Genomic DNA, 24,619 nt, shown 5'->3' with positions numbered 1-24,619 from the left:
GAAACCATTGAATGCAAAAATTAAACAACTGATTGATCAGACAAAGGCGAAATTTGGCTTAGATCTTTATCATCTAAAAAGACACAGCTTTCATCGTTACGTCAATATGTTTAATGAAACGATTTATACATTCAATATGGAATGGTTCCCCTCTCATGAAACGGAACCTGAGGACGACGATTTAAACCCAGACGGCACAGCCATTATTGAAGTGAATTTGAATACGGGACAGGTGGAAACAGTTATTTTTGTCATGGACAAAACCTATGCGCAGCATGGTGTCACATTTAAGAGACCATATCCAGCTCATGTCATTCAATGGATCGAACAAGAAACAGGGTTGATCTATGGTGAGCATTTTCACATGCATCAGAAGGAGAAAGGGGGACTTTTTTTCGAAGAAGCAATAGATGGTGTGAAAGTGACGCCTTCAGGCAGAATTGAGGTGAAATGGGATGAACATGGACAGCTCATGTACTTTACACACCACGGACCATTTTTAGCCAAAACATTACTGAGAGCTGAGGAATATGTGCTTTCTATTGATAAGCTGGAGAACTTAGCCGAGCAGCAAGTGCAGCAGTTTCAATGGCCTTCCTTCGAGCACAATCGAATTCGAACAATTTATGCATTAGAAGAAATCTATGTCAAGAACGATGGAACAGGAACTATACCGTTTGAAATTGGGCGTGAAGAAACACTTTGTATACACATGAATGAGATCATTGAATGGAATGAACCGTTAAACAAAGCCTTTGAAAAAAAGGAAATGAATATCCATGAGGACATTTCAGCTGAACAAGCTTTCTCATTGGAGCCTTCACCGGATACCATCCCGATATCAAAAGAAGAGCAAGCTGAGTGTATAAAAGCAGTCCGAACCTTTTTGGCGCAAAAATATTCAAAGGATACAGGAAAGTGGGTTCTGAAAACACTCCATCGTGATCATGGATACATCCATGCGATATTAAAAATGAACGGGCAAGAAGGCAGTGGATTTATGGACAAGATCAAGGTCTTCATTGATGCCAGCTCGTTTGAAGCCGTTAATTACATAGATAAAAAAGAAATGTTTCAAGTGTGCGGGATACTGAGTCCCTCTCAAGCGGCAAGTGAAATTACTGTATCTCAGAAAGAAGCCTTTGAAAAATTGAGAGAACGTCTTGAACTGACACCTATCTACGTCTATGACGAAGCGCAAAAACAATATGTTCTATGCGGAAAGCTCGATTGCCATGATGGTGTTGATGCAGAGAGCGGCGAAGTGTTTTCTTTGAAAGACCTCTCATAATGTCTGAAAGAACAGTGAGGAGCTGTTCTTTTTTGTCTCATTGCACCAATTTTTTGAAGAAATTTGGAATTTTGTAGCAGGAAGTTGTCGTTTCATCACGAAAGAAACAGATAAGAATATGATCATAGGTCCATCGGTTGGAATATAGTAGACGTCATACATAGTAAACACTCCTGACAGTAAAGTTGAGCTACAATGCTTTTTGAAGAAAAATGAAATCGTGTCTCTAGTAGTATACGACATTTGGTGGACTGACATCATAGGATGACTTGAACACGTTTGTTTTTAGGTAAGCTTGAAGCCATGATAGAAGAAAGTGAGGATATCTACCTTGAGTACATTGGAAGTGTTTCGTCAGTTTTTGGTTGACCATTATCCTGCGTTACAAGATGAACTTTGGCTGAAAGATGTTGATACCCTTCGAATCTCTCCTATTCTTCATCCTTTTCTGAAAAGCAAGCTGCCAGAGGGGATCGAAAAATTCACTTGTGTACTATTCACGCAGCAGACAGATCAAACCGCTGCACCGCTCAAAGTATACCTTCTATTAGATGAATATGAGCAATCACTTTACGCCATTGATTTGATGAATGAACAAATCGTGCTTCATTAATACAGAAGCAAAAAGCTGCTTGAGAAGCTCTCAAGCAGCTTTTTTTGAATGAAGATTAGTCGATCATATCAACCAATCTTCGGTTCAAGTTGTCCAATTCTTTCTTTGTTGGAAAAGAGCTGATCAGCAGTGTATATCGTCCAAATTGAATAGGGAGCTCGGTATCGGTCACGATCATATCAATCCCAAGTTGATCCATCGTTACATCATTTAATGTATTTTCTGGACTTGTAAAAGTGTGAATGAGAGGAGGCACGCTTAATTTAATTAAATCTGCTATAAACAAACTATGATAATAGCCTAATGTTGAAATAACAAATATGTTCAACACGTTTCTTCGCTCCATTTCAAATTGAACAAGCCCTCTCCAGGTAGACGTAATGATACGGATCAATTCCCGTTCATTTTTCACAAAAGAAGCGAGTATATCGTCTGTTTTTAACTCTTGGATGATATGAGTAATCCTCGAATAGAAGTAAGGAAGCTGCTCTTTCACCTCTGATAAATAACTCGATTTCTTTTTGAAAAGGAATCCATCTCTCACGGTAATTTCCTTAGAATACACATAATATTGGAGAAGAATCAGTGTCATCACCTTGCGATTAGCCACCTCTTGATGATAAATCAACTCCAATTGATTGATAAATGAATGAATGGCTTCAAAGAGGTGTGGTGTATGCGATTGAAAGAACGTCAACTTTTCTTCGACAGATTCAATTGATTTAAAGTGGCCAATAGCTGGTTCGATCAATAGTAAAAAGACAAATTCGTGATGATCCAGTGTAATACCAAAAATGTCCTTTGTCATTTGGCAAATATGCTCTTCCCAGTTTTTGATTTGATTATAGATACCTTTGGCTGTAGAGGTCTGTTTTTCTTCATTCATCGAGTACGTATAATTGCGTCGTATGGTAAAATTTTTCCTCACTCGGTGAATGGAAACACCGAGCCACAGGCAGTATTTATCTATAGCCACATCTGGTACATTGACTTCGAGCACCTGAAATAGCTCTTGTAATAAATCAACTGCGTCTTGCTTTTGAATATCATCGAATGGCCAAAGCCGGCTTCCATACACTTCAAACAAAAACTCAACAAAGAATTGACGAATCTCCTTCTCATTCCCATGGAACTGCATACTATCTGGGCGTAACTCGATGTCATAGGATGTAAGGATCGAATTGATTTTATGAATGGTGTTATACAATGTGGATCTACTAATATTAAGCGTGTCCATCCATTCATAGAAAGACCTGTTTTGTTCGAAAAAAATGCCGTCAATCAATCGAATTTCAATCGTATCTTTTAAAATTTCTTTGATATAGTAGTCTACTCGTATCGTCTGTGTATAACAAATGGATATGCCTTGTCTTGGCTTTATGTGGATTAACGGCTCTCCATTCTCTGTTTTGAACGATTTCATTTGTTCTAAATCGCTTTGAATGGCACGAACCGAACCGATATGTTCATTCGATATTTCTTGAAGGCTCCACCACTTATTTTTGGATACAAGCAGTTTTAAAATTTTTATCCATCTCTTTGATTTATTATCAATGAGCTCCATCAAACAACTAACTCCTTCCCTTGGCTTGCCTCTATATTATGAAGTTCACTTAAAGAACATTTGATTCTCAAAATAGGCATGAAATGATTGTAATGTTTAGGCTAAATCGTTTTGTCTTCACTTTTGATGATAAAAGAGAAAAAAATTAGACGAAAACAAATGTTATGCGCTGATTCTCCATATTTTTCTTTTAAAAGGTGATAAGTAAGCCATGAATCCTATAAAAATGGATCATTTTAGATATTTTGTTTATTTTTTTGCTGTTGAAACGGTAAATGTAAGAATAAAACGGAGAAGCTTTTTGATTACCATATGAAAGGGAGTAGAAAGGAATGCGATCTATATGATGCTGAACTGTCTCACCATACATACCATATGATACATGCTTGTTTCATATGAATGAACCATATGTGAATATATGATTATATAAGCATGTAAACATCATTTATTGTTCATTCCAGTATAAATAGAAAATTCACATTTATTTTTTCATGATCCCTCTCACTATTCCCCATTTCTATAGACCCCTATCCAGTTACTATATCCACTACTCATGATTACCTTTCAAGCTCATGATTGATCATCTCATTTTATTCATAGGGTCTTAAGGTGCAATTTTTAGAAAATATTTGATTAGAAACGGAGTGGTTTATCAGACAAGATACAAATGGTTTTTTATCGTTGTTGAAAATTAATTTTAGAAAAGGGTGGATGTATTGAAAAGAATATTGTCATTGGCTCTCATCGCGGTGTTAGTCATACAGTCTAGTATATTAGGAATCTTGCCTCTGGCAGGGGCACAAGCCAAAGAAAGCCAAGAAAACATTTATGGGGATATTGAGTTTGCTGATAGCGAAGGAAACAAGTTATCAAACATGGAAGATCAGCAAGTAAGAAAGGCCACTGTCCATTGGTCTATAAAAGGAATTGATCTAAAAAAGCAATATCCGTATGTTCTCTCTCTTCCTTCAGCCATTCAGGTAGAGAAGGAGCAGAATGAACCAATTATTGTCAATGAAGTATCTGTTGGAGAGTATACCGTTTCAAAACAAAATGAAGTGACGGTCATATTTAAAGAAGATGTTGAGCTTGATCCAAATTTAGAAGGAGCAATAGACATCGATGTCACTAGTATATCTGAGCAAAAAGAGAAAACAAAGCAAAACGAGCGTAAAGAAAGCCTTCCAAAAGATGACACAACCTCAACTGAGAAAGACAAAGCAGCTAAGAATCAAGAAGCCGCTCAAACGAAACAAAGCGATGAGGATGAATTACTAAAAAACAAAGTGAGCATATCTAAGCGTGTAGGGCTGCAAAGTGTTTCAAAACAAATGCTGATACAAGAAAATCTCCTCACTGATGCGAAATTGATATTTGAAGATCAGGAAGGAAATTCAGTTGATAGGCCTGATATCAACTCGCTGATTTCCATTAACTATAAGTGGGCCATCCCGAATGGGCATAGCTATAATGGCGGTGATGAATTCCATTTCAAGGTTCCAGAGGAATTAGTGATTTACGAAAAAATCGATCGTCTCGAGATGAAATTTAATCAAGCAACCATTGGTTATTTTTCTGTAGATGAAAGTGGAAATGCCTCCATCGAATTCACTGACTTTATCAAACAATATTCAAATATCCATGGAACACTTCAAGTGTGGACGCAATTAGATAAAAAAACTGTCATTACTGAAGAAAAAGAAGTGGTCATTACTCCAATTGAAGGCAAAGATACGATATCGATCCCGATTCAATACATTCCAAATGGCCCAAATGTCTCTAAAAAGGGAAAACCCAATCGATCTTACAATGCTGAAACCATTCAATGGACAGTCGATTTTAATATGGACTTAGACGATGTGAAACAAGCGAGACTGTTAGATCCGATTCAAGAAGGTCAAGCGTTAAAAAAAGATTCAATCAAGCTTTACCGTGTTGATACAAAGCTAAATGGTGAAACCTCGCTTGGTCAGCTGCTTGACGAAAACCACTACACAATCGGCCAAACAGCAGATGGTCAAGATTTCACGATTGAATTTAAAGATGACGTGCATCTAGCTTACCGTTTAATGTATGAAACGGACATTACGAATCAAGATCAGTCTGCGTTTCGTAATAAAGCGTCCCTTGTCTCTGCTGATAAAGTGATTAGTTCAGCAGAAGGAACAGTGAATGTGACAAGAGGCAGTCCTTTAAGTAAAAAAGCCGCCCACTACGACCCAGTCACACAAATAATTACGTGGGAAATTCGTTATAACTATAACGAAAAAAAGATTGCTGAAAAGGATGCTTTGTTAGAAGACTTCTTTAATGGCACACAGGCGCTGATTTCTGATTCATTTCAAGTCAAGGAAGTCACAATTGATCAGGATGGCAAAGAATCAGGAACAAAAGCGTTTGGAAATTATGTGGTTCAACCTCAAAAAAAGGATGAACAAAACGGGTTTACCTTGCAATTCAATCAAGATATTCAATCTGCTTATCTCATCACATATCAAACAAAAGCAACCGAGCGGATTTTTGAAGCTGAAGAGATTATCAATACTGTAACAGCTGGCAAAGAGAGCAAACAAGGGAAGCAAAGAATTGACCAACAAATCCTAACGAAAAATCATGGAACACCGAATTACAAAAACAAGACCATTCCATGGCGTATCATCTTCAACAAAGATCAACAAACCATGAACAACCTGATATTAAAAGATACGTTTACAAACGAAGGATTGACGCTGCAAAAAGATAGTTTAAAAGTGACGACAGGAAATACAGTGCTTGAAGAAGGCACAGATTATCAAATAGTTGAACATGCAAATGGATTTGATATTCAATTTACGAAAGAAATAAAGACAGAACATGTAGTCACATATACAACGTCTTTTGATTATGAAAAAAGAGCAGATAAAGATCAAAAGAACTTGCGTAATCATGTAAAGCTTGAATGGGTAAATGAAGATGGCAAGGAATTGACGAAGGAAAATCAGTCTGTCTTCACGCCTGACACATATACGCAGTCAAATGGGTTCAAGAACGGAACATATGATGCAAAGAAAAAAGAGATCACCTGGAATATCGGTGTGAACTATAACTTGAAACATTTAGAAGAGGCGAAAATCGAGGATTTCATTCAAGGAAATCAGCGTTTGCTTAAAGATTCAATCACCATCTACTCGCTTGATTTACATGGCGGGGAAAATGGAGCAGAAGAAAAAGAGGTATTAGCGAAAGAACATTATGACATCAAATTCCTTGAAAATGAAAAGGGAGAATCAGGCTTCGAAGTCATTTTCAAAAATGCCATTGATTCCCCATACAAAATCACGTATCAAACAAGTGTTGAAGGAATGGATTTAGTACAGAAAACCTACGAAAATAAAGCGGCCCTTTATGATGGAAAGACGAAAGAATCAGATGTGAACGCTGTAGTGTCCATTCCAAATGGAGGGAAATACACGAGCAAATCAGGAAATCAGCAAGGGAAAGTTATTGATTGGAAACTGAATATCAATTTTGGTCAATCAACAGTCCAAGATGCGACGATTATAGACCATCCGAGCAGTAACCAAGCCATAATAGAAAACTCATTTCATCTCTATTCGACGACAATAGATGAAAAGGGGCAAGTGACCAAAAAGGAAGAGCTGGAAAAAGGGAAGGATTATGAGCTAGACCTTGAATTCGATCCAGACTCTTTTCAAATCAAATTTAAAGAAGACATCACCAGACCATATATTTTAGAATATCAATCTCTCATTTTAGATAAGGTGGGAAGTACACTTCAAAACGAAGTAACGTTTAGAGGTGAAAATGTAAAAGAAATAAAAAAGGAATCCGAAGCCTCAATTGTGGTAAAACGCACCGCTGGCATGGGAGATGGCACGGGAGCGATTGGCGCTTTAACCATTAAAAAGGTAGATGCGAGTAGTGGAAAAGTGCTAAAAGGAGCAAGCTTTTCTCTGACAGATGCTGCGAGCGGTATCGTCATTGGAACAAAGGCAACAGATGAAGAAGGAGCTCTTCGATTTGATCGTCTCTTGTATGGTGACTATATAGTGACAGAGGTGAAAGCACCTGATGGTTATATGAAGACCAAAGAACCGATCCATGTAACGATTGATCAGCCTTACGAATCAGGAGATCAAGCGAAAACAGGAAATAGCATGACGGTGCAGAACCAAGAAATCCGCCAGCATGTCAAGTTAACAAAAAAAGACAAAGAGACGGGTGCAGCATTAGAAAATGCAGAATTTGAACTAAGAAATGAATCTGGAGATACCGTCCAAACCCATTTGAAAACGGATGAAAAAGGAGAAATTCTTTTCAAACATCTTGAGCCAGGTTCCTATTATTTCGTTGAGACAAACGCACCGAAAGGCTATCAATTAAATCAGCAAAAATGGCCGTTCACAATTAAAGAGAATCAAACAGATACAACGACTGTAACCGCAGTAAATGACATGATAAAAGGCTCTGCAGAATTGAGCAAAATAGGCGAAGGCGGAGAGAGACTAGAAGGTGCACAATTCAAGCTCTTAGATCAAGATGGGCATGAGCTAAATGGTTCGCTTGTCACAGGAGAAAATGGCAAGGTCACGATAAATGAACTAAGACCGGGTACGTATCAGCTCATTGAAACAAAAGCACCTGATGGTTATGTATTAGATGAAACGCCAATCAAATTTGAAGTACCACTCGATCCAAAGGAACCAGTCATCATTTCGAAAAAGAACCTCTATGAAACAAGTGCATTAGAAGTGATGAAAGAAGGGGAAGATGGCAAGAAGCTTCAAGGTGTTCGATTTGAAATCATGGATCAAAATGATGAAGTTGTGCGTAAAGATTTGACAACAGATGAAGATGGGAAGCTTTTGGTCGACAACCTCAAACCGGGCAAATATCAGCTCGTGGAGACAGAGAGTATTGATGGTTACCAAAAGAAAAATAAACCTTATCCTTTTACCATCGAAGTCGCACAAAAAACTCAGGCAGAGATCAAAGTAATCAATGATCTTAAAACTGGAGCTGTCCAGCTCACGAAGCTCGGTGAAAAGAATGATGTGCTTAAAGGAGCAGAATTCAAGCTTTTAGATGCAAATGGAAAAGAGATTGAAACGGGTCTCGTCTCAGATCAGAACGGGCAGATCACAATCAGCGATCTTAAACCTGGAACCTATCAGTTTGTTGAAACGAAGGCTCCATTCGGTCATGAGCTTGACGAAACACCTGTCACTTTTGCTATTCCATTTAACCCACAGAAGCTGGTCAGTGTCACAAAAGAAAATAGCCGCACAACAGGCGGAGTGCTGCTGCACAAAAAAGGCGAAGATGGGAAATCTTTAGAAGGGGTTGTCTTTGATCTATCTGATGCTAAAGGAAAGATAGTGGCAGGAGGAGAAGGGATTACAACCAATCAGGATGGAAAAATCACCTTCACAGGTCTAAAACCTGGAACCTATCAATTTGTTGAAAGAAAGAGTCTTGAAGGCTATGAATTGAATGCGAAACCACTTGTCTTTCAAGTTGAATTAGGTCAAAAAAAGTTGATTCAAGTGGAGGCAATCAATCAGCTCAAAAAAGGTGCTGTAGAACTAACAAAAATAGGGGAAGAAAAAGAGAGATTGAAAGGCGCAGAATTTACCCTTTTCAATGACGATGGCAAAGAATTGATGTCGGGTTTAACAACCAACGAGAAAGGCATCATCACTGTCAACGATTTGAAACCAGGCGCTTACCAATTGGTTGAAACGAAGGCTCCTTTTGGACATAAACTTGATGCAGAACCAGTAGACTTTAAGATTGAATTCAACCCAAATCAACTGGTGAAAGTGACAAAAGAAAATATTCGGACGACAAGTGCTGTGAAGCTTCAGAAAAAAGGAGAAGATGGTCAGTTGCTCAATGGAGTGACCTTCGATCTGCTTGATGAGCACGATCAACGTATAAAGAAAGACTTAAAGACAGACAAAAACGGTCAACTGACAGTCGATCAACTGAAGCCAGGCACCTACCAATTTGTCGAAACAGCAAGCATTGCCGGCTATGAATTGGATCAGACACCTGTCTCATTTACGATTCGTTTAGGTCAAGACAAACCAGCAAAAGTAGAAATGATCAACAAACTGACGCCGGGAGCAGTGGAACTGACCAAAGTGGATGATGAGGGACATACGCTGGAAAATGCTGAGTTTGTTCTTCTAAGTAAAGAAGGGAAAACGTTGAAGAAATCACTTGTAACGGATCAAAAAGGAAAGCTCCACATCAACCATCTAAAACCGGGAGAATATCAATTCGTTGAAACGAAAGCACCTCACGGCTATCAATTGGATGATCAGCCGATCCTGTTTACAATTGAGAAAAATCAGCAGAAGCCACTTCAATTAACAGCGAAGAATCACTTGATCTTAGGAAGTCTGCATATCATAAAAGTAGATCAGCAGACAGATAGAACCTTAAAAGGTGCAGCCTTTGACATTCGTACAAAAGCCGGGAAAACCATAAAATCTGTGACAACAGGAAAAGACGGAGAAGCCATTGTAAAAGGGCTTAAACCTGGTGAGTATATACTCACAGAGACGAAAGCTCCAAATGGTTATGTAGCTTTAAAGAAGCCGCTCATCTTTACAATTCAAATGGGAGAAGTGGAGATCAAGACAATGATTGTGAAAAATGCACCAGTGAAGAATGAAGAGGAACACACGAATCCTCCAGCCTCATCTAAATGGGATCAACATCCGCCTCATGACTCAAACGGTGAGCTGCCAAAGACTGGAGAAGAATGGCTGCGTTATTTGATGTATGCAGGGATTTTACTAGTAGCTTCTGGAACTGTTCTTCTTGTTGTCAGAAGAAGAACCATTCAGTAAAAGGAAGGAACGAGTTTATTGATGAAAAAAAGAACCTTATTAGGCAGCTTTTTGGTGTTCACAGGGCTGATGCTCATCTCCATTCCTTTTATATATGAGTGGCGAACTTCTCAAGAGACAGCGGCAATGGAACAGGCATTAAAGATGATTGAAGAAAATGACAGTGATGCCCTTTCTTCTATTCCACATTTAACTGTGTCAGAGGAAGACCTACGAGATGTGATGGAGCTAGAGATCCCGTCAATTGATTTAAACGAAAAAGTGCTTCCAGTTACATCAAAAGAAAATTTAGGTATTGCACTGACTCAAATCAAATCTCATCAAATGCCAGGTGAAGGGAATTTCACGATTGCAGGGCATAGAGGGTATAGAGGTGATCGTCTTTTCAGGCAGCTGCCAGAGGTGCCGAAAGGAGAAAAAGTCGTCTTACATCATCAAGCGGAAACATATGAATATAAAATTGTCAGCTCAGCTACGATTGAACCGACGGATGTTGATGTACTAAAGGATCGCGGGAAAAATGAACTGACATTGATCACTTGTACTCTTGATGGTCAGAAACGATTTGTCTTAAAAGGAATACGAGTCAATGCTTCAAAGGGTGAGCAACCGTCGGATGTATAACACCAACATAATAGATGATGGGTACGATGGAAAAGCAGCGCTCACGACCGACATGTTACACCAATTGTTATCAGAGCATTATCCAACATTAAAAAACGAACTTTGGGATGTTGATGTAGATACAATTCGGACTTCGCCTATTCTTCATCCTATATTAAAAAGAAAGCTTCCAATTGGTATCGAAAAATTCACCTGTGTTTTGTTCACGCAGCAAACAGCAGCTTTTGGAGAGCCTTTGATTGTGTACTTTTTATTAGATGAAAAAGGCGAATCGATTTACGCAATGGATCTCTTGCTCGAGCAGCATGATCCACATTAAACGAGAAATAAAAAAGGAAGGGGCTTTGACTCCCTTCCTTTTTTGTCATTCAATTATGCAAACAACTTCAGCCCGACCACACCAATCACGATCAGCAGCAAGCTGAGTATACGAATCATGTTTTTCGGCTCTTTAAATAGAATCATATTAAACAAGACAGAGCCCGCCGTTCCAAGTCCAATCCAGACCGTATAGGCAACGGATACTTGAACGGAAGAGAACGAGGCGTATAAAAACAAAAAGGATAAGGCAAATCCGCCAACAAATAAAATGCCTGTCGTGATTTGCTTTTTCTTACTAAACATATTGAGGCCAATGGTTCCGCCAATTTCACAGGCAGAGGCTAACAGTACAAAAAACCAGCCCATTTATACCGCTTCTCCTTTCTGCTCATGTGCATCCCCATCAGACACTTTCAGTCCAATAATTCCGAGAATTAAAATGCCCATAAATAAGAGCTTTTCTAATGAAAATGAACCGCCAAACAGCGCATAATCCATCAAAGACGTACCAATCGTTCCAACTCCGGCAAACACGGCGTACACGGTCCCTGTCGGCAGCTTCTCGCAGGCTTTCATTAAAAAGTAAAAATCAACTGGGATCAGGCATATAATGATCGCCCACTCCCACACAGCATCAGCTTTATTTAAACCAAACACCCAAAGTAATTCGAATAAACAAGTGAGTGCGACATACATCCAGCTTTTTTTCATCCTATTTCCTCCTAAAACTGACGATTCGTCATTTTGAAACCAAAAAAGAGCGTACAGCAAGTGCTGTACTAAGTTAAGGTGTCTCTATGCCAAGTGCGTAAAGAAGAAATTGCTTCACCTCTCGCTTTTGAATCAGAACCTCTTCTGTATCTGTTTCTGTAAATAAGTACATTTGCTCAGCAGACGATTCAAGTAAACCGATAATGAATTTGGCTGCATATTGACAGTTCAAATTCGCACGGACTCTTTTGTCCTGCTTTGCTTTTTCTAAAAAAGCAGCGACCCATTTGTAAATCGGCTCATAAATATCTTCCCATTCCTTTAAATGCTCCGTTGCAGCTAAACCTGAGTAGGTCAGAGCAAGGACATCACGGTATTGTCTTGTAAAAGAGAAGATGAATTCAACAAGCGCATCTGCTTGATCGAGGACATCCGCATGCTGAGTTAATTCCTTTTCAATAGCGGGGACCATCTGTGAGATCAGATATTCTGCGATAGCAGGCATGACAGACAGCTTTGAAGGAAAATATAAATAATACGTCCCTTGCGCCACTCCTGCTGCTTTCACAATATCCGATATGGTCGTCTTTTCAATTCCTTTTTCTTTAAACGCGTCAATGGCAGCAAGCATAACCTTTTCTCGTTTCGACACATCTTCACCGACCTTAAATGACTGAATGTCAGTCAGTTTAGCTGAAAAATGACGATTTGTCAATATGGTATTCTCGTCATTGAATATGAGAATAAGTGATGAATAGATGCGTGCAGGCCTGAATAAGCTGTAAATATGGTCAAGCATCATGTGAGAAAGGGGCAGCTCTCCGTATGACATCCAGTGCTATAGTTTCCATTGCTTATTTTCTCCTGCTCGTCCCGCTCTATCTACATATGAGATACAGACAGGCGAAAAAGCAAAAACGATTTATCTATTTACGTACAGAATTAGTTCTTGCCTGTCTATTTATTTATACGAATGTTTTATTATATTTGACGGTCTTTCCAAATCGTTTTTCTGCACCAAGGGATCAGGTGAGTGTCAACCTCATGCCTTTGCAGTCCATTTATCAAAATCTTCACGCCTACCATCACGGCTATCCCAATCTTGTTTTTTTAAATCTGGCAGGGAACATTTTGTTATTTGTGCCACTTGGTTTTTTTCTATATCAAGCATTTCGTACCATGCGCTGGCAAAAGGCGATTCTTGCTGGCTTTTTCTTGTCAACAATGATTGAAGTGCTTCAATGGATGTTCTCGCAATCTGGTATCATTACAAGAAGCAGCGATATTGATGATATCCTCTTAAATACACTTGGCACAGCGCTAGGTTGTATCTTGTATCGGATGTATCGACGAAGGAAGGAGAAAATCAAGTGAAGCGAGTTTGTATCATTCCATGTGGGGCTAAGAAAATTTGGGACGTCCATCCAGAGGCAGGGAGCCAGCCGGCGAATCTTGTTTATTTAAGTCCGCTGCATCAGTGCACGAAAAGCTATGCCCAAACGTTCTTTTCAGACTGGCTGATCTTATCAGCGAAGCATGGATTCTTAAAGGCAGATGAGATCATTCATGAAAATTATGATGTGGCTTTTGGTACACCGCATGCTGATCAAATGACACGAGAAGCACTAAGGCAACAATTTCATGAAAAACATCTCACTGCATATGATGAACTAGTGATTCTAGGTGGAAAGAAATATCGAAAGGTGATCGATCCTTTGTTACTTCCTCATCAAACAGCGATTTATCCGCTGGCTCCATATAAAGGAATTGGCTACATGCTTCAGGCGTTAAAGCAAGCCGTTGAGACAAAAGTAGAACTTCCGCCGCATATTTAAACCATTCACATCTACTGGTAGGCAGGGTTTTGATCATCAAAAAGAGAATGAATGAAGTAGCGATGCTGATTGTTTCATATCTTTTCAGCAGCCACTAGGATGTCCGCATCGCTTAGAAGAGGTGGCTATTTGAAAAAGGGGGCGTATGAACATGACAACCATCTATTTAGCTGGTGATTCAACCGTTTCATCTTACCCAGACCGTCCTGTTCAAGGAGGATGGGGAGAGTTTTTACATCGCTATACAGCGCAAGGCGTGAGCGTCGAAAACCGTGCAATCGGTGGAAGAAGCTCAAAAACATTCATTGAAGAAGGACGGCTTGATGACATATTGGCTGACATTCAGCCAGGGGATTGGCTGTTCACACAAATGGGGCACAATGATGCTTCAACGGAGAAGCCCGAGCGGCATACAGATCCTTTCACGACGTATAAAAGCTATTTGTCTCAATATATTCATGGAGCAAGAGCGAAAGGAGCAACACCGCTTTTATTAACGCCAGTCGGCCGCTTTCATGAAAAAGACGGTGAATATATCAATGATTTCCCTGATTACTGTGCCGCTATGAAAGAACTAGCCGATGAAGAAGAGGTCCTGCTCGTTGATTTGAATACGGCAAGCCTTCAGTTTTATCAAATTTCCGGCATAGAGAAAACGACCTCTTACTTTATGCTGTCAACAGGCATAGAGGATCGCACGCACTTTACAAAAGAAGGAGCAGATGCGATCGCACGACTTGTTTCGCTTGAATTAAAAGACCTTGGATTAACGATTGTGTGATGGATGACAGGACGAGTAAGCGCTCGTCCTGTTCTTTTTTGCAGAAAGCTATTGATTCCTTTCACCAGAGTAGACTACAATAGATACATATGATAATGAGAATCAATATCACTGACAAATAGATCAATCGATGAAAAACTGGAGGGACTCAAATGACAGAGCAGCTTGAATTGTTTGACGTCACCATTATTGGCGGCGGTCCAGCAGGAATGTACACCGCCTTTTATAGTGGGATGCGAGACTTAAAGACCAAGGTACTTGAATACAACGAAAGCCTTGGTGGAAAAATCCTTCTGTATCCTGAAAAAGTCATTTGGGATGTAGGGGGTTTGCCGCCAACAAGAGGAGAACAGCTGATTCAGCAGCTGGAAACGCAGGCGAAAACATTTGAACCAGAGATTGCACTGAATCAGAAAATCACGTCTTTTGAACGCGATGAACATCATCACATCCTGCTGACGGCTGAAAATGGCGATCGCCATTTGACAAAGACCCTCATATTAGCGATGGGTCACGGTATTCCAGTTCAGCGGAAACTTGAAATCGAGCATGCAGACCGCTATGAAGTGACAAACCTTTATTACACAGTGCAGGAGCTTAAGACATTTGCAGGAAAGCGGGTTGTTATCTCTGGAGGCGGCGACTCAGCGGTTGACTGGGCAAATGCGCTTGTTCCGATTGCTGAAAGTGTGACCGTCGTGCATCGCCGTGACATGTTTGGCGGACATGAGAAAAACGTCGCCAACATGAAGGCATCTTGCACACGAATTTTAACCCCGCATGAACTGACAGAACTTCATGGTCAAGGCGATAAAATTGATGCTGTCACCATCCAAAACATAGAGACAGGTGAAATCGAACGAATGGAAACAGACGCTGTCATCGTCAATCACGGCATGAAAGGTGATTTAAGTGTATTATCAGAATGGGGACTCAAGCAAGGTGAATGGGGACTGATCGAGGTCAATGAAAAAATGGAAACCAATTTACCGGGGGTCTATGCGGTAGGTGATTTATGTACACATAAAAGCAAGGTCCGCTTAATAGCTGGGACATTTGTTGACGGAGTCAATGCGCTCAATAGCGCAAAGCTTTATATCGAACCAGAAGCCGAAAAAGTGGCGTACGTGTCCTCACATAATGAACGCTTTAAAGAGAAAAACAAAGAATTGCAAACGGCTGGAGCTCGTTAAATCATTCAAATCACATCATAAAAGTGCTGCCCGCATGTGGCAGCACTTTTTATGTGGGACTATGAACTGCGGGGCGCAAATAACATCACACTGACCCCGGCTAAATAGATCAAAGCACCTATCCAGTCGTAAGAAAAAGGGAACTTTTTGGCAAATGAGACGTAGTACATATGGAGGTGAAACAGATGAAATCATACATAGAAAAAGAACTATTTCTCTTATCAGTCAGACACGCATGTATTGCATGTTATTTTTTAGTATTTCCGTTTGCTGCACAAGTCCTTTATACCCCATCACCTTTATTGATCGCCCTCATCGCTCTTTTTATGACTCATAACTTAGTAGAATGTATCATTTGGTTTTACAAATCGAGAAAGATCAGGAAGCACCAGTCTGGTGATCTATCGAAACGAGGACATGTCTTTACTCAGCTCATGCAAAGGCTGGAACAGCTGATCATGATCGGTTTTGTTGTTTTCTTTATCACTGAATGGATGCAGGGAGCGGCTGATCTCCAAACTCTTTCACTAGCTGTTTTTCTATTGATGATTTTTTTCCTACAGCACATTCAGTTTTATTACGTCCAGCTATTCTTTAAATCCAAAAGCTGGTTCTCCTATGTTCCTTCATTGCAAAAGGCACGTCCTTCTTATATAGCGAGGGAGCGAAAGGCTTTGAAGAGATCCTAAATGTGCAACCTATCCAAAAACATCAGAAAATTATGATAAAATGTGGAAAAGAAGCATGGAGAAAGGGAGTGCGAGCGAGTGAAAGCCGTTGGACTATTGGAGTACTTACCGATTGAGCATGAGCAAAGCCTGATGGATCAGGAAGTAGAAAAGCCTAAAGCAATGGGCAGGGATATACTGGTGAAGGTAGAGGCAGTCTCAGTGAATCCAGTTGATACAAAGGTGAGGTCACCGAAGGATCAGAAGGAAGAAAAACTGAAAATTCTTGGCTACGATGCAAGCGGCACGGTTGTTGAAGTCGGTGAAGCGTGTACATTATTTCAGCCAGGTGACCACGTATACTATGCGGGAGATATCACGCGTCAAGGCTCAAATAGTGAGTATCAGCTTGTGGATGAACGGATTGTGGCGAAAAAGCCTGCCAATCTCTCCTTTGCAGAAGCAGCCGCGATGCCTCTGACGACCATTACGGCATATGAAGCGTTATTTGACCGGATGCATATGAAGCGAAATGCAGAAGGGGCAACACTGCTAATCATCGGTGGTGCAGGCGGGGTAGGTTCTATCGCCATTCAACTAGCCAAATTAGCGAATGCCACTGTGATCGCCACCGCATCAAGACCTGAAACAAAAGAGTGGTGTCTGTCATTAGGTGCCGATCATATCATTGATCATCATGAGCCGCTTCTCGTGCAGCTTCAGGAAAAAGGAATAGGCGAAGTGGATTTTATTTTATGCTTAAATGACACAGATGGACATTTCAAAGGCATGGCAGAAGCCATAAAACCCCAAGGCACGATCTGTACCATTGTCGAGAACCAGCACAACCTAGACATTCAATTACTCAAAAATAAAAGTGCTGCATTTGTATGGGAGTTCATGTTCACACGCCCTATGTACAAAACAGCGGACATGATCAAACAGCATGAGCTTTTAACAGAGGTAGCTGAGTTATTTGAACAGGGAACATTAACGCATACCTTAACAAAGGTTCTCAGTCCGATCAATGCTGCTCATTTGAAACAGGCACATCAAACGCTTGAGCAAGGAAAAATGATTGGTAAATTTGTGCTGGAAGGATTTTAAGAGAGGGGAGAGCGTATGACGTCATTACAATATCCGATTGGCTTATATGAACCGGTTGAAGAAAAAACGAAAGAACAGCTTGAGGCATGGATTGATCAGTTGGCTGCGATTCCACAAGAGTATGAAGCGGTGACCTATCAGTTGACAGATGGTCAGCTGGATACACCCTATCGGCCTGGAGGATGGACCGTCCGTCAGCTCATTCATCACGTAGCAGACAGTCATCTGAATGCATACTTACGATTCAAGCTTGCACTCACAGAAGAAACACCGCACATACGTCCATATGATCAGACGGGATTTGCCGAGCTTCCAGACACCAAAGCGCCCATCAGCCTATCACTGCCCTTAATCAGCAGTCTGCATCGCAGGTGGGTTACATTACTTCGAGGGATGTCAGAGGAAGACTTCACTGCGTCCTATTATCACCCAGCCGATCAACAAACGGTGTCCTTATATGATGCAACAGGAATGTACGTCTGGCATTCAAAGCATCACCTTGCCCATATCACGGAATTAATGAAAAAAAATCACTGGAATTAAAGGAGTCATCACATGTCTGGTAGAAGAATTGTCGGCGCCATGTTTATTTGCATGGCGGCATTGTTTTATCTAGCGAAATACGTACTTTTCGAGATTCACTATTCTGGAACGAGTTTCGCTGAGGATGTAAATAAATTCCAACTTCTTGAAGAGGTGCTGCCTGGCGGTACGTGGATCAGCATCCTTTTTCTCATCATCGGTTTAGCCTATCTTTTATGGGATGACAGGGGAGTTATTCAAAAAACGTTTATCCTCTCAGATAAACAAGTAGAAGAAGAAATAAAAAAGACGGACCTCAAGTGACCGTCTTTTTTCCTTTTCATGTTTAGCCGCGTTCAGGACGCAGTGCTTTTTCTAAAATAGCTAGACCTTCGTTGACTTTTTCTTTTTCCTCGTCATTGAGCCGTTGCAGGGAATTTTTGATTTTTTCGTGTCCTTTTTGATAAATGCTTCTGAAAATATTTTTCGCTTCCTCCGTTAGTTCTACGACAATGATTCTCCGGTCACGCTCAGAGTGTTTTCGCTCGACAAAGTGAGACTGTTCTAACCGGTCAAGCAGACCTGTCATATTGGATAGAGAAGCGCCCATTTTTTCAGCGATTTCGGATACTTTGAGAGAGCCATGGTTATTGAGCAGCATGAGCACCTTCATTTGAGGCATACTCATATCGAGCTTCATCCATTCTGAAACATCTCCAAGACCTGCAGCTGTGAGTACTTTCATATAAAGCACCCATGTCTTTTTTTCCTCTGGAGATAGAATCTCTTCTTTTAATACAGTGGTGTCATGAATATTATATTCCACGCTTGTTCACTTCCTTTAAGCGGCTCTTTTCTCTATACTACTGATTTTTACTTCTAATTGAAAGGTTCGTCAAGCTTTTGAATGTTAAACTGCATGAATCAAGTGGTATTTGTTGTATAATAATGTTCAGTCTAAATAAATGAAGCAACCTAGAAAGTTGGGGAAAACATGTGGAACAAAAAAACGGGTATGACGATCTTAAAAATGCTTTTTCCGATCGTGATCATCCTTGTCTTAATTTTTGTCGCCAAGCAGGAGCTGAGCGGCCTTTCCATTAAAAAGACGTTTTATATTATTGACAGCTTGAATCGAATGGACTTGTTTATTCTTGTCTTTCTTGGACTTGTCGCAGTGTTATCGATGTCCTTATATGATTTTATTTTACGAAGAAGCCTTAATATGCCCATCAGCGGCTGGAAAACGATTCGCATTTCTTGGATTGCGAACTCCTTTAACAGTGTCCTTGGGTTCGGCGGTCTATCAGGAGCAGGGCTTAGAACGCTTCTATACAAGGAGTACATAACCGATACGAAAAAACTGCTGAAAGGCATTGCCCTTTTGACTTCCTCGGTCCTTTTGGGCTTATCTATTTTCAGTGATCTGATCTTGGTGAGGGTGCTTCCTGTTGAAAGTATTATCAGCCAAGAGCCGTGGCTATGGGCCTTTGTTATCATCTTTGCCTGTATTGTACCGATATATATCATCATGGCATCAATTCGAAAAAGCTCGATTGAGAGCGGTGAAAATGGACTGAAGCATCCAATTTACGCTTATATCGGTGCATCGTTTTTAGAATGGCTGGCAGCTGGTCTTGTCATGTACATGGCTGTCGTCTCTATGGGGATGAATGTCGATGTCCGGATTGTATTAGGCGTATTTGCGATTGCGTCAATCGGCGGTTTAATCAGTATGGTTCCGGGCGGATTTGGTTCGTTTGATCTCATCTTTTTACTCAGCATGCAGTACATTGGGTTTGATAAAGAGATGGTGCTGACGGCGCTCGTTTTGTACCGCTTCGTGTACTCGATTTTCCCGTTTATCCTTGGGCTTTGTCTAGCTGCTTACGATTTAACGGGAACGACGCTTAGACGTCTTGAAGGCAATCCGAGAATGGCACCTGCCATAGAAACAACGAACGTCTTAATTGTGTTGCACCGTGCTTTATTAATCCGTTTATTGTACGGATCATTATCAATTTTAACCTTCGGAAGCGGCTTGCTCATCATGGCGTCTGTTGTGCTTCCTGTCGATCGATTAGGCGTGATTACCAGCATTCCACGCTTTCTGTTATCAGGATTTAATGGTCTTTCTCTAATGTTCGGAATCATTCTGATGATATTGTCCATTGAAGTGTATAAACGAACAAAAAGATCGTACGTGCTGACGATGATCGCCCTAGCAGGCGGCTTTGTGTTTACTTTGTTAAAAGGATTTAACCTGAGTCTCATCTTTATTCTGCCAGTCATCATGGCTGTATTTTTCTCTCTTCGAAATCAATTTGTGAAGCAGCAGGCCCCTTATTCGTTGTATCAGTTTGTGGCGGCCGCCGCTGGATATTTACTCGTGCTGTTTAACTATAATGTCATCGGCAACTTTATTTGGACAAAAATTGGGCATTTCTTGAGTAAGGATTACCTGGTGCATAATGAACGGCATATCACGATGACGAGCATGATTGCTCTCATCGGTGTACCACTTTTCTTTTTCATTAGTAAATTGATTTTTAATAAAAAAGCATTTCCTATTGGAGAAATAGCAGATGAGGAAAAATTAAAAACGTTTTTAGAGGAAAAGGGCGGAAATGCCCTCAGTCATCTTGGCTTTTTAGGCGATAAAAAATTATTTTTCTCAAGTGATGGAGAGGCGATGCTTCAATTTGGACGAATTGGCCGCTGCGTCATTGTGCTCGGAGATCCCTCTGGACGTAAAGCGTCCTATCCACTTGTGCTTGAGGAGTTTTTACAGCAGACCGAAAAAGCAGGCTATCGTGTCGCTTTTTATCAAGTAGAACGGGAAGGGATGGCGCTTTATCATGACTTAGGCTTTCATTTCTTTAAGCTTGGAGAAGAAGCCATGGTCGATTTAGAAACGTTCTCTCTCTCCGGTAAGAAAAAATCAAATTTACGGGCTGTGGCCAATAAGTTTGAACGAGAAGGCTATACGTTTGAAATGCTGGAACCGCCTTTTTCAGATGAGTTCATTTCAACCTTAAAACAGATTTCTGACAGCTGGCTCGGAAAGAAAAAAGAAAAAGGATTTTCGCTCGGCTATTTTCAAGAAGATTATCTTCAAAAAGCACCGGTTGCGATTCTGAAGGATGAACAAGGGGAGATCATTTCTTTTGTGTCACTAATGCCGATGTATCAAGAAGGCGAGATTTCCATCGACTTAATGCGTCATATGCATGATGCACCGAACGGGATGATGGATGCGCTGTTTATCCACCTTTTTCAATGGGCGAAAGAAAAAGGCTACAAATCCTTTAACATGGGAATGGCGCCTTTATCAAATGTAGGGACGTTTCATCAGTCCTTCCTCACGGAGCGTTTGGCGAGTGTCATTTTCAACAACGTCAGATTTATGTACAGCTTCAGCGGATTAAGGTCGTTTAAACAGAAATATAAACCCGAGTGGCGCGGAAAATATTTAGCGTATAAAAAGAATACATCATTACCTGTCACAATGGTGCTTGTCACCAAGCTGATTGGGATGGACCCAAATCGCAACCGGCGTCCATAGATCCAAAACCTTTACCTTTCACTAGGTGAAGGTTTTTTTAGACAAAAGAATAGCAAAAGTGGTAAAGTTGAAGGGTAAGGGGGATGTAAATATGACATTAAATGAATGGTTTACAAAGGGATTAACTGAACGTACATATGTACACAACATGGAGAAAAACCGAGAAAATCTGCTCACGGTGTACAATCAGTACGCAATTCATCAAAAAGAAAAAGAGCTGCTTCAAAAGCTGCAAAAGAAAAAGCTCAGAGCGCTTGTTATCACAGCGGATTGGTGCGGGGATGCGATGGTCAATGTACCAATTTTCATGCGTATCGCGAGTGAAGCACTCATTGATGCGCGCTATTTCATTCGGGACGAGCATCTAGACCTGATGGATCAGTATTTAACGAACGGGACCGCAAGATCGATTCCGATTATCGTGATCATTGATCAGGACGGGAATGAAGTAGGAAAATGGGGGCCACGCTCAACAGAAGCACAGCGCTTTGTTGATGAGAAAAAACCAGACAAGGATGCATCTGATTTTGAAGAAGCTTTTCAAGTATTTGCGAAAGAAGCCGCACATCACTATACGACAGATCGTTACTTATGGAAAGATATTGAGAAAGAAATAGTAGAAGTTTTGGAAAAAATATAAACCAAAAGACTACTTCGCCGCAACGGGAAGTAGTCTTTTTTTATCTTGTTTTTGCGTCTCACCTACAAAACACCGCATAAAGATGTAGAAAAACCGCAGAATTCTACAAAAAACCGCAGAAAACCGCAAAGCATCACGATTTTCCCAACCATTTTTAGTTGAAAAACCTCATATGTGCCATGAAAACCTCAATTTTGCCCTTATCTAAAGGCTCATATAACGCACGTTGGTTTGCTTTTTCCCAATACAAGAGGCCCAGCAACTATAGTAATCTAGTTGTAATCTCCTTTGAACGAACTAAAAAACAAATGACGGAAAAGGGCTGGCGATCAATCTATGAAAAAAATCATTTATCTCGATCAAGAAAAAAAGAAGCTCGCTGAATCGAAAAAAAGAGAACAGCGTTCCATCAAATCACTTAGGCTGCTTGTGTTTTATGACGGGCAAAGTCCTTCATGTGCAAAAGCGATTGACTTGTTGAAAGCTCTCGATTGGAAGAACCGTATTCATTTTGAATCCTTTAGGCATTCGCAACTGCTCAAGCTGAACAAAATAAGTGAAGAGAAGGCAGAAAAACGAATCGTGTCTATTTCCTTAGCCAAAAACCAAAAAAATTCGGGGATCTATACGTGGCTGCGAATTGCCTGCAATATCCCTGCATTATGGGGAACGATCCCATTCATCGTGCTTAGCATTTGGTTAGGCTTTGGACAGCATGCGTATGATTATTTTGCGAGAAAACGGTACATTCATTCTGTCAAACAAGTCACTCGTCCTGGTACAGATCAACAGAAGACCATTTAATGAATAGGAAAAGCATGACCTTCGATCGGCAGAAGGTCATGCTTTTTTGTAATAGGGAACATATGATGCTAAGTGATCAAGCAGCGTTCTCGTATAGGACATATATGCACGTTCGTCAAGCTCAGAAGCCGCATAGGAAAGCAAGGTTCTAAGAGCAAACAAGTACTCACTGTGCAGCTCATTTTGTTTAAAGTAAGGAAGGGCTGCTTCGATCAAATAGGTTTTCAAATCAAGAGGGTTTTCCTCAATCATCAATTTATAGATTTTGATCATATATAAACAATTTGGCTGAATACGAGGCTGTTTTAAGAGCTCGTGTATGTAGGGAAGTGCCTTTTTGCGGTCGTATTCAGCATATAATGTCGCAATTTCATACAATGTTTCACAGTAACGGTCTTCTATCTGTTCTTGATTAAAGTAGTTGAGTGAATCTAGTAAATAAGGCACAGCTGAAGAGAAATCGCCTTCACGTTTTAAGAGCACCCCATAATAAAAATAAGCCGTCATTTTAATATAGGCATCAGGGTGAAGGGACGTGTGCATAATCACTTCTTTTAAATATTTCTTCGCCGTTTGAAAGGCTTTTAGTTCCAGTGAGATCACGCCATGAATGAGTGTACAGTGAATAATCCGCTTGAAATTGTTCTTTTGTCTATATAAATCCATCGCTTGATGTGTCGCTTCAAGCGCATCACCAAGATGTCCCATATTTCCGAGTGCTTTTGCATAGTGATAATATAGGTCACTTTGTTCAACAGACGCGTAAGAAAAGCAGCTCTCAAGTTTTTTTAAGCCTTCTTCAAGCTGACCATTTTTTATTAGATGAATGCCATCTAAATATTCGAAAATTTCTTTTTCTGTTTCAATAAAGGTTTTTTCAAACTTTTTAAGCACGCGGTGTGTTTTTAAGGCAAGCGGCTGTTTGTCCGTTAATAAATAAAATTGAAATAAGGACAGATGATACTGAATGCCTAAATCCAGCGAAAAGAACTGTTCTTCGTGCTGAATGATCATTTCTGCATTTTGTTCAGCTTGATCGAGTGCATAGAAATACATATTCATTTGAAACTCATCCAAGAGTGACAGCAGGTGACGCGCCTTTTGTGACAGCGTTTCTTGACTGATGCCCAGCCGTTCAAGCAGTAAATTGATGGTATCTTGATTGGCCTCCTTTGAGCCATTTTCGATTTTACTTAAATGAGAGACAGAACAAATTCCTTCTGCCAATTCAGATTGGGTCATATTTTGTTTATAACGGTAGAGCTTGATGATTTGTCCGATATTGATTTTCATTCCATCCAGAAGCCTCCCTTCCAATCATGGGTTGAAAGCCTTTTGACAAAATAACCGAATCAGACAAAATGGGAATACCTGAAACCATTTCATCATCCTGGTTTTTTTATCAAAATTTGTTTAAAACGTAATATGATTGTAACATTACTTGAAAAAGTCAAACAACTTTTTAGCAGACAGGAAGGGAAACACCATTTGCAAATTACCCTAAATGATGTTTATAATGT

23 protein-coding genes are annotated in these 24,619 nt (G+C 40.3%); 16 read left to right on the top strand and 7 right to left on the bottom strand.

What is annotated here, in order from left to right; translation table 11 throughout:
• Window positions 1-7: 7 nt before the first annotated feature.
• Entirely contained in the window at window positions 8-1,291 is a 1,284-nt protein-coding gene (locus C6Y06_RS15400; protein WP_106037173.1) for a hypothetical protein, read from the top strand.
• A gap of 331 nt (window positions 1,292-1,622) precedes the next feature.
• Entirely contained in the window at window positions 1,623-1,904 is a 282-nt protein-coding gene (locus C6Y06_RS15395; RefSeq protein ID WP_003217864.1) for a hypothetical protein, read from the top strand.
• 55 nt (window positions 1,905-1,959) lie between these two features.
• Here C6Y06_RS15395 and C6Y06_RS15390 read toward each other — a convergent pair whose 3' ends face one another.
• Window positions 1,960-3,468: an AcpB/EbpR/MafR family transcriptional regulator gene (locus C6Y06_RS15390; RefSeq protein WP_060595796.1), complete on the bottom strand. Its 1,509-nt coding sequence runs from the start codon at window positions 3,466-3,468 to the stop codon at window positions 1,960-1,962.
• A 716-nt stretch (window positions 3,469-4,184) separates the two neighbouring features.
• Here C6Y06_RS15390 and C6Y06_RS15385 point away from each other — a divergent pair.
• Genes C6Y06_RS15385 through C6Y06_RS15375 form a run of 3 tightly spaced genes read left to right on the top strand, consistent with a single transcriptional unit; the run spans window position 4,185 to window position 11,271 of the window.
• On the top strand, window positions 4,185-10,328 hold the full coding sequence (locus tag C6Y06_RS15385) for a SpaA isopeptide-forming pilin-related protein (protein ID WP_106037172.1): 6,144 nt from the start codon (window positions 4,185-4,187) through the stop codon (window positions 10,326-10,328).
• 21 nt (window positions 10,329-10,349) lie between these two features.
• The gene (locus C6Y06_RS15380; protein ID WP_060595823.1) at window positions 10,350-10,952 is read left to right on the top strand and encodes a class D sortase; all 603 of its coding nucleotides are present in this window, start codon (window positions 10,350-10,352) and stop codon (window positions 10,950-10,952) included.
• The gene (locus tag C6Y06_RS15375) at window positions 10,945-11,271 is read left to right on the top strand and encodes a hypothetical protein (RefSeq protein ID WP_060595798.1); all 327 of its coding nucleotides are present in this window, start codon (window positions 10,945-10,947) and stop codon (window positions 11,269-11,271) included. Before C6Y06_RS15380 ends, C6Y06_RS15375 begins: the two co-directional genes overlap by 8 nt.
• Window positions 11,272-11,324: 53 nt before the next feature.
• On the opposite strand, the gene C6Y06_RS15370 is transcribed toward C6Y06_RS15375, so the two are convergent.
• The 3 genes from C6Y06_RS15370 to C6Y06_RS15360 all read right to left on the bottom strand — a co-directional run bounded on the left by C6Y06_RS15370 (window position 11,325) and on the right by C6Y06_RS15360 (window position 12,636).
• Window positions 11,325-11,639, bottom strand: coding sequence for a DMT family transporter (locus tag C6Y06_RS15370; protein ID WP_003217878.1), 315 nt, complete (start codon window positions 11,637-11,639; stop codon window positions 11,325-11,327).
• Window positions 11,640-11,984 (bottom strand): DMT family transporter, encoded by a 345-nt coding sequence (locus C6Y06_RS15365; RefSeq protein WP_017358819.1) that lies wholly within the window; start codon window positions 11,982-11,984, stop codon window positions 11,640-11,642.
• 73 nt (window positions 11,985-12,057) lie between these two features.
• Window positions 12,058-12,636: a TetR/AcrR family transcriptional regulator gene (locus tag C6Y06_RS15360; RefSeq protein WP_106037242.1), complete on the bottom strand. Its 579-nt coding sequence runs from the start codon at window positions 12,634-12,636 to the stop codon at window positions 12,058-12,060.
• Between the two features lie 173 nt (window positions 12,637-12,809).
• Here C6Y06_RS15360 and C6Y06_RS15355 point away from each other — a divergent pair, with 173 nt between their 5' ends.
• The 4 genes from C6Y06_RS15355 to C6Y06_RS15340 all read left to right on the top strand — a co-directional run bounded on the left by C6Y06_RS15355 (window position 12,810) and on the right by C6Y06_RS15340 (window position 15,793).
• Entirely contained in the window at window positions 12,810-13,358 is a 549-nt protein-coding gene (locus C6Y06_RS15355; RefSeq protein WP_034665053.1) for a VanZ family protein, read from the top strand.
• Window positions 13,355-13,819: a DUF6884 domain-containing protein gene (locus C6Y06_RS15350; RefSeq protein ID WP_060595799.1), complete on the top strand. Its 465-nt coding sequence runs from the start codon at window positions 13,355-13,357 to the stop codon at window positions 13,817-13,819. The genes C6Y06_RS15355 and C6Y06_RS15350 overlap by 4 nt, the downstream gene beginning before the upstream one ends.
• A 151-nt stretch (window positions 13,820-13,970) precedes the next feature.
• Window positions 13,971-14,600 (top strand): rhamnogalacturonan acetylesterase, encoded by a 630-nt coding sequence (locus C6Y06_RS15345; protein ID WP_034665049.1) that lies wholly within the window; start codon window positions 13,971-13,973, stop codon window positions 14,598-14,600.
• Between the two features lie 152 nt (window positions 14,601-14,752).
• Complete coding sequence (locus tag C6Y06_RS15340; protein ID WP_060595800.1) at window positions 14,753-15,793, top strand: NAD(P)/FAD-dependent oxidoreductase; 1,041 nt, start codon at window positions 14,753-14,755, stop codon at window positions 15,791-15,793.
• A gap of 59 nt (window positions 15,794-15,852) precedes the next feature.
• On the opposite strand, the gene C6Y06_RS15335 is transcribed toward C6Y06_RS15340, so the two are convergent.
• A complete protein-coding gene (locus C6Y06_RS15335; RefSeq protein WP_106037171.1) occupies window positions 15,853-15,963 on the bottom strand; it encodes a YnfA family protein in 111 nt (36 codons plus the stop codon).
• A 15-nt stretch (window positions 15,964-15,978) separates the two neighbouring features.
• Here C6Y06_RS15335 and C6Y06_RS15330 point away from each other — a divergent pair, with 15 nt between their 5' ends.
• The 4 genes from C6Y06_RS15330 to C6Y06_RS15315 all read left to right on the top strand — a co-directional run bounded on the left by C6Y06_RS15330 (window position 15,979) and on the right by C6Y06_RS15315 (window position 18,414).
• Entirely contained in the window at window positions 15,979-16,482 is a 504-nt protein-coding gene (locus C6Y06_RS15330; RefSeq protein ID WP_106037170.1) for a hypothetical protein, read from the top strand.
• A 78-nt stretch (window positions 16,483-16,560) separates the two neighbouring features.
• Complete coding sequence (locus C6Y06_RS15325; RefSeq protein ID WP_106037169.1) at window positions 16,561-17,568, top strand: zinc-binding alcohol dehydrogenase family protein; 1,008 nt, start codon at window positions 16,561-16,563, stop codon at window positions 17,566-17,568.
• A 15-nt stretch (window positions 17,569-17,583) separates the two neighbouring features.
• Complete coding sequence (locus C6Y06_RS15320; RefSeq protein ID WP_106037168.1) at window positions 17,584-18,111, top strand: YfiT family bacillithiol transferase; 528 nt, start codon at window positions 17,584-17,586, stop codon at window positions 18,109-18,111.
• 12 nt (window positions 18,112-18,123) lie between these two features.
• Window positions 18,124-18,414: a hypothetical protein gene (locus tag C6Y06_RS15315; protein WP_106037167.1), complete on the top strand. Its 291-nt coding sequence runs from the start codon at window positions 18,124-18,126 to the stop codon at window positions 18,412-18,414.
• Window positions 18,415-18,436: 22 nt separating this feature from the next.
• Here the strand turns inward: C6Y06_RS15315 and C6Y06_RS15310 are convergent, their stop codons facing one another.
• Entirely contained in the window at window positions 18,437-18,916 is a 480-nt protein-coding gene (locus C6Y06_RS15310; protein WP_003217817.1) for a MarR family transcriptional regulator, read from the bottom strand.
• A gap of 168 nt (window positions 18,917-19,084) precedes the next feature.
• On the opposite strand from C6Y06_RS15310, the gene mprF reads away from it, so the two are divergent.
• The 3 genes from mprF (at window position 19,085) to C6Y06_RS15295 (ending at window position 23,099) form a co-directional block, all read left to right on the top strand.
• A complete protein-coding gene (mprF, locus tag C6Y06_RS15305; RefSeq protein WP_034665032.1) occupies window positions 19,085-21,655 on the top strand; it encodes a bifunctional lysylphosphatidylglycerol flippase/synthetase MprF in 2,571 nt (856 codons plus the stop codon).
• A 91-nt stretch (window positions 21,656-21,746) separates the two neighbouring features.
• Window positions 21,747-22,295 (top strand): thioredoxin family protein, encoded by a 549-nt coding sequence (locus C6Y06_RS15300; protein ID WP_106037166.1) that lies wholly within the window; start codon window positions 21,747-21,749, stop codon window positions 22,293-22,295.
• A gap of 336 nt (window positions 22,296-22,631) precedes the next feature.
• Entirely contained in the window at window positions 22,632-23,099 is a 468-nt protein-coding gene (locus tag C6Y06_RS15295; protein ID WP_034665027.1) for a thiol-disulfide oxidoreductase DCC family protein, read from the top strand.
• A 36-nt stretch (window positions 23,100-23,135) separates the two neighbouring features.
• On the opposite strand, the gene C6Y06_RS15290 is transcribed toward C6Y06_RS15295, so the two are convergent.
• Window positions 23,136-24,392, bottom strand: a complete 1,257-nt coding sequence (locus C6Y06_RS15290) for a transcriptional regulator (protein WP_034665024.1) — start codon at window positions 24,390-24,392, stop codon at window positions 23,136-23,138.
• Window positions 24,393-24,619 lie beyond the last annotated feature (227 nt).

Source organism: Bacillus sp. MZGC1, assembly GCF_002998605.1.
GTDB lineage: Bacteria > Bacillota > Bacilli > Bacillales > Bacillaceae > Bacillus.
Note: the sequence above shows the minus strand (reverse complement) of the source record. Positions and strands in the feature narration are given on the sequence as shown.